Annotated in this window: 7 protein-coding genes; 1 reads left to right on the top strand and 6 read right to left on the bottom strand. The window is 24.8% G+C overall.

Annotated elements, in window-relative coordinates:
- Positions 1–271 precede the first annotated feature (271 nt).
- Positions 272–775 carry a hypothetical protein gene (locus tag CLPUN_RS09270; RefSeq protein WP_077847009.1) on the top strand — a complete coding sequence of 168 codons (504 nt, stop codon included), beginning with the start codon at positions 272–274 and terminating at the stop codon, positions 773–775.
- Between the two features lie 70 nt (positions 776–845).
- Here the strand turns inward: CLPUN_RS09270 and CLPUN_RS09265 are convergent, their stop codons facing one another.
- From CLPUN_RS09265 to CLPUN_RS09245, 6 genes are all read right to left on the bottom strand, one after another.
- Entirely contained in the window at positions 846–1865 is a 1020-nt protein-coding gene (locus CLPUN_RS09265; RefSeq protein WP_077847008.1) for an alpha/beta fold hydrolase, read from the bottom strand.
- 309 nt (positions 1866–2174) lie between these two features.
- Positions 2175–3233, bottom strand: a complete 1059-nt coding sequence (locus CLPUN_RS09260) for an HD-GYP domain-containing protein (RefSeq protein WP_077847007.1) — start codon at positions 3231–3233, stop codon at positions 2175–2177.
- 32 nt (positions 3234–3265) lie between these two features.
- Positions 3266–4333, bottom strand: a complete 1068-nt coding sequence (locus CLPUN_RS09255; RefSeq protein ID WP_077847006.1) for an HD-GYP domain-containing protein — start codon at positions 4331–4333, stop codon at positions 3266–3268.
- 419 nt (positions 4334–4752) lie between these two features.
- Entirely contained in the window at positions 4753–4911 is a 159-nt protein-coding gene (locus tag CLPUN_RS28020) for a hypothetical protein (RefSeq protein WP_198944310.1), read from the bottom strand.
- A 171-nt stretch (positions 4912–5082) separates the two neighbouring features.
- Positions 5083–5430, bottom strand: a complete 348-nt coding sequence (locus tag CLPUN_RS09250; RefSeq protein WP_077847005.1) for an arsenate reductase family protein — start codon at positions 5428–5430, stop codon at positions 5083–5085.
- A gap of 106 nt (positions 5431–5536) precedes the next feature.
- The gene (locus tag CLPUN_RS09245; protein WP_077847004.1) at positions 5537–6217 is read right to left on the bottom strand and encodes a rhamnogalacturonan acetylesterase; all 681 of its coding nucleotides are present in this window, start codon (positions 6215–6217) and stop codon (positions 5537–5539) included.
- Positions 6218–6479: the final 262 nt, after the last annotated feature.

The raw sequence follows: 6479 nt of genomic DNA, 5'->3' as shown, positions 1-6479 counted from the left end.
TTTAATATTTGAATTTAATTTAGTAAATGCAATTTTAACAGCTTCAAAAATTTTAAAATTATCATTTTCGCTTTTAATCTTTGGTGATATAATCATATTTAAGTCATTCCTTATGTGATGTATTTGGATTTTTAGCGAAATTATTATACCACAAAGGAATGGCTTATTTATTTTTTACAAATTTTGTTTACTCAACAACCTAAATTAATAATATTTTTTATATTTTGTCACATACTAATTATTGAAATTAAATGTAACTGGAGGTATTGAAATGAATAAAAAAACTATTAAATGCATTATAACTTCTTTTATTGTAATTAATTTACTGTCAACTTTCCCCAAAATAACAATGGCTGATGCAGATTTTTCTCCTAAAGACAGCTTAGAATCTTCAATTAATTTTGCTGAAGCTGATCATGACAATAAATATGATAAAAAAGAAAAGCTAAAAGGTTTTAGCTTATTTAGTGAAGAAAATTATAAATATCTTTCCTCTGACCAAAAAAGAGATTTATTAAACTTAAAGAAATGTAAAGAAAGTGGTGATAAACTATCTCTAGAACAACAACAGACTTTAGATTCAATTGCGAATTGTATTATTAAAGGAAAACTTGGTAATAAAGATTATGAAGACTTTAAATGTTTAATAGAAAAGAAAAAATCTAAACAACAATTAACAGATAAAGAAGAAAAAAAGTTAAAAGAATATAAAGATATCATTAATGGTCATAAACTTTCTACTAGAGAAATTCTTAACCAATTTTTAAGACAATAATCTTATTATTCCTATTTAAATTAAAAATAAGAACAAAATCTTTAATTTAGACCTTGTTCTTATTTTTAATTTATTTATAATTTTCCCCATAAAATAGTAACATTTTTTCAATAACACTAAATGCAATTTCATCTTTTTCAAAATAAGATTCATGCTTAGATTCTTTTATTTTAATAAGCTTACAGTTTGCAGCATATGCTGCAAATTTATTTTGAGCTTTAGGATTAACGTAGGTATCATATTCAGTTTGAAATAATAAAACAGGTATTTTTACCTTTGATGCATTTTCTTTTTTTATCAAATTTTTAGTTGCTTTTAAGCTTTCCAAATACCATAATACGGAAGCTCCTCCGCTTTGGTAAGCTTTATTTGTTTTAATCTTTTGATGCAAATATTCATATCTTTCTCTACAGCTTGTAGCGTTACTCACAAAATCCTTTTTTTCTGTATAAGTTGTTTGTCCTGGAAGATATCTTTTCTTTAACCCAAAAAGTTTCATTGATTTTGAAATAATATTAGCTATTAATTGGGGTATTTTTCCAGTATTTATTTCATACATTGGTGAACTCAATACAGCTGCTTTAAAATAATTAGAATATTCCTCTAAAAAAACAGTCCCTATTCCACCACCCATAGAATGAGCAAACATCAATAATTCTTTATTTTTGCTATTAGGGATAACAATTTCATCAATAAACTTTTTAAAATCTTCTACATAATAATTAAAATTTTCAACATTAATTTGTGTTTTATCTATTCCAAGTCTTTGTGAACGACCATGTCCTCTATGTTCAATAATAAAAACTGAATATCCTGCTTGGATAAAATAGTAAATCAATTCATAATACTTTTCATTACATTCTCCAAATCCATGACAGATAACAATATTGGCTTTTGGATTTTCAATAATAAATTTTTCATAATAGAGTTTTGAATTATTCATTCCTAATATATATCCAGATTTTAAATTCTTTTTTAAATAAGGTTCTACTTTGTTTATCATATCTTCTTTATAATTTTTTTGATAAATATAATTTCTTTTATCTTCTGAATCCAAAAATAATTTTGTAGCCTTATTACCTATATTCATTAATAAACTCCTTCAAAACTATTATTTTTAATAACTAAATATATTTTAATATAGATTCAAGATATTTTCTTTAAATCTATTATAATTTTATGTTAAAATATGGTTATTGATTTTATAAACTAATTCTAATAAGTAATATATCACGTTTACTTTAAATAAAAAAGAATTATCTTAAACAATTTTTTCTCTAAGATAATTCTTTAATTTAAATATTGTTGCAATTTAAGTTTTACATTGTTAATAATTAAATTTTAAGAAATCTCGAAGGAATTTCTTACTTAATTGTAAATGGTTAACTGCAATATGTATCTAATTTAATATTAATTCTTTTATATATATATCTTTATTTTTACTTAAATCCATAAAATCACCATCTTTTAATATTAATGGTCTAGATAAATCATTGGTATTTATTTGCAATATTTTGGCTTTTTCTCCATTGCTAAGTAGTACATTTTCCCCCATATAATAATTTGCTATATGTTCTAAGAAAACCTTTGAATATTCATAATCTAGCTTATTTAAACTTTTCTCTTTAATTATTTCTAATATTTCAAATGGTCCTCTTTCATTTTTGTATGTTTCATCAGAATTCATTACATCTAACTCATCTGCAATTGCAATAATCTTTGCAAAACAATGTATCTTTTCTCCTGTTATTCCAAGTGGATATCCTGAGCCATCTTCCCTTTCATGATGCATAAGCACACCATAACTTACTGACTTGTCCAAATACGGAATATTGTCCACATACTTATACCCTATTTTAGTATGCTGCTTAACTATTTTATATTTTTCTTGTAATAAAATATCAGGTTTTTCTGGAACCTTTTGTTCTAATTTTGTCATCCCAAAATCATGCAATAAAGCTGAATATATAAGTAAATTTATTTTTGATTGCTCAAGACCAACCCATTTTCCCAAAAGAGCGCTAAGTGTAGCAACATTTACACCATGCCTATATATAGGGTCTTCACCACTTCCCTTAAACACAACTGTACTTATTATAATTTCTGTAGACTTAAGTTCTTTTTGAATTTTTTCTGAGAAACTTCTAAGATCATTAACCTTATTTTCTTTTGTCTTATCTAGTTTTGTAAACATTTCTTTTAAGCCTGTACTTATTTCTCTAAAGGTTTCTTCTACCTTTTGTAGTTCTGCTTCCTTAGTACTTTTTGCAATTACTTCTTCTGATATATTAACTTCGATTTTTTCAAGAAAATATGCTTTATTTAATCTAGATATTATTTCATCATTAACAATTGCCCCTTCTCTTATTAAAAGGTTACCATTTTTCACAATATCTTTAGTAATAATCATTCCAGGCTTTAATTCCTGAACATTTAAAAATTCATTATTCCCATTCATAAATTTATCTCCCTTTTATTATTATAAGTTCACTATAATATTATTTCCTTAATATATAAATTCTTTTCCTTATCTAAATCCACAAATTCCCCATTTTTTATAACTAAAGGTCTATCTAAATTATTTACATTCATTTGTATTATTTTGCATCTCTCATTTGTGTTTAACAAAACTTCTTCTCCCGTATAATAATCTATTACATGTTCCAAAAATATTTTTGCATATTCATAGTTTAGCTTTCCTAAACTTTCATTTTTAACTATTTTAAGAGCTTCAAATGGTAGCTTCTTTTTCTTATATCCTCTATCAGAATTTATTGCATCAAATACATCTGCTATAGCTATTATTTTAGCAAAAGGATGTATTGCTTCTCCTTTAAGCCCTAACGGATATCCCGATCCATCTTCTCTTTCATGATGCATAAGTACTCCATAACTAACTGATTTATCTAAAAATGAAATTTGTTTAATAATCTGATAACCGGCATTCGCATGAGTTTTTATATGACTAAATTCATTTTTTGATAAAGGTACTTCTTTTTTAAGTACATCTCTATCTACCTTTGTTTTTCCAAAATCATGCATAATTGCTGAATAAACAAGCAAATTAACCTGTGACTTCTCAAGTCCAATCCATTTTCCTAAAATAGCACTTAAAGCTGCAACATTTACACAATGTCTATATATCGAATCCGTCCCGCTACCATAAAGTACTATATTCTTTAAAACTACACTACTTGGATTCATTTCATCTTGAATTTTTTTAGAAAACTCTCTAACTTCATTCATGGCTATTCCATCTTCTGTTATCATTTGCCTAAAAGTTTTTTGCAACTTAAAAGATATTTCCTTAAATTCTTCCTCAATTTTCTTATGTTGCTGTTCCTTTTTTATTTCTGCTTCTGTTTTCTTTTTCGCTACCTTTCTATTATATACGTCTATAGCTCCAACAAAATATAAACTTTTAAGCTTTTGTATCATCTGATTTGTTATTAGATTATCCTTTTTTAGCAACACTTTACCATTTTGTTCTAAATTTTTAGCAACTACCATACCCTCTTCTAACTGATTAAAGCTTACTCTTCGAGTATTTTTTTCCATAATCTCTACCCCACCATATCATAATTTTTATGTCTTAAAAAATATATTATGATAATAATAATATCTTTCTAACATTTTTCAATTGTATTTAACATTATATCCCTATATATATTATTTTTTTGCTAAATACTATATTGAAATAATTAGTTAAAATTCCAAAATTAAACTTAGTAAAAATATACTTATTTTTATATATATTATTCTATATTTTTTATCTTTTGTCAAAACAAGTTTTTACTATGTATAATTGCTTACAAAAAAAGACCTAAATTTAATAAAAAACAAAGTATTAACATATTGATTCTTAAAAACATCTGATTTTTTTAAATGACACTCAAATATTCTAGCGCAACTTAATTTTTATAATAAAGATAGGATTTTATCCTATCTTTATTATCTTAGTATTTTATTTTCTATATTTATTCAATAGGGGATGCTTTTGTTTTTCCATTTTTTGCTTTTCCTTGTATCTCTATTGGTACATGCTTAAAATCATTTTTCTTATAATGCGTTTTGTGATTACTTTCTGTTCCATGTGGATCACTTGGATCTGGTCTTCTCATTCCTGCTTTTGCCATAATTACTCATATCCTTTCTAATACATTTATAAATTTTCAGTAAATATGCTAGTTAGTTCTCATATTTACCGTTCCTTTATATATGTCTAAAATACTCTCGAAATTAGTATTCTAAAAAAAATATATAGTATACATGACTTTTATCAGAAATTAATAAACTACATCTAAACTTTAATTATTTTCTAACCACTTGTTCCAAACTTCTATTTCATACCCCACTGTCGCTTCCTTGCCATTTCTTACTATTGGAGTATTCATAATTTTTTGATTTTTTAACAACAATTCAGCTTTTATTTCAGCACTTCTTATATTATTAAAATTTAACTTTGCATAATCCTTAGATTTACTGTTTATTAATTCATTAATACTTATTGAATTAAGCACACTGTTAAGTTCACCTTTGCTCATAGTTTTTTCATTTAAATCTATAAATTGAAATTGAATTTTTCTTTCCTTAAAAAATCGCTCTGCTTTTTTAGTATCAAAGCATTTTTTCATCCCAAATATTTGTATATTCATAAGCTTATTCCTCATATAATTTTCTTTTTAAATTTAAATATAAGTATTTTGTATTATCTTTAAATCCATAAATATATATAATAAGATTCTAGATAATATTTATATTTTAATCATTTATTAAATTTGAATAAATGCCACCTAATTCTTTTACCCCTTCTGCTATAAGTCCAGCCATTATTACTGCTCCCTCATATCTTAAATGCGTATTATCTTCTAATCCTTCTATATGAGATTTAAATTCTCCTTCTTTAAGATGCATAAACCATTTTTTTGAATTCTTATCTCCTGTTTTTTCTAATAATTCTTTACTTTTTTGACACAAATCAACAACCGGAATCTTTAATTTCTCCCCTAGTTGTTTCATTGCATCTGGATAATCATAATGTACTTCATTTTTAATATGTCCATCTTCTAAAAATATTCTTCTATACAAAGATGTAATAAGCACTGGATATGCTCCACAGTTTCTAGCTGCTTCAATATAAGAAGATAGATATTCTTGATATGTAGAAAATGGCTTTGTACTTCTTTCTTCATCAGTTTTTTGATCATTATGTCCAAATTGAATAAAAAGAAAATCATCTTTTTTTAATTCTTCTTTAATTCTATCTAATATACCTTCGTTAATAAAACTCTTAGTACTTCTTCCATTTTTGGCAAAATTATAGACTATAACATCTTCTTTTAAATAAAGTCCCATAACTTGACCTATTCCTGTTTGTGGATATGAAGCTATTTTATTTTGTGCTACAGTAGAATCTCCTGCCCAAAAAATTTTCTTTTTCATTTTCCCCTCCATTAATTCAATTAACAATTATTTTTCTAATATATATAAGTTCTAATTAATTTGCTACATTAAAAATATATACATTACGTAGAGTATATATAATTTATCAGAACATATATATTATATTTATAAATTTTTCCTTGATTTCTTAACTTTTTACTTTTATTTATGACTATGCATCTTTGTGTATTAACTTTTTACGCATTTCCATTATACTCTACAATGTTTTATTTTCCCATAATATTTCAATAATATATTTTCT

The organism is Clostridium puniceum (genome assembly GCF_002006345.1).
GTDB lineage: Bacteria > Bacillota > Clostridia > Clostridiales > Clostridiaceae > Clostridium > Clostridium puniceum.
The sequence above is the reverse complement of the archived record's forward strand: the minus strand, read 5'-3'. Positions and strand labels throughout refer to the sequence as shown.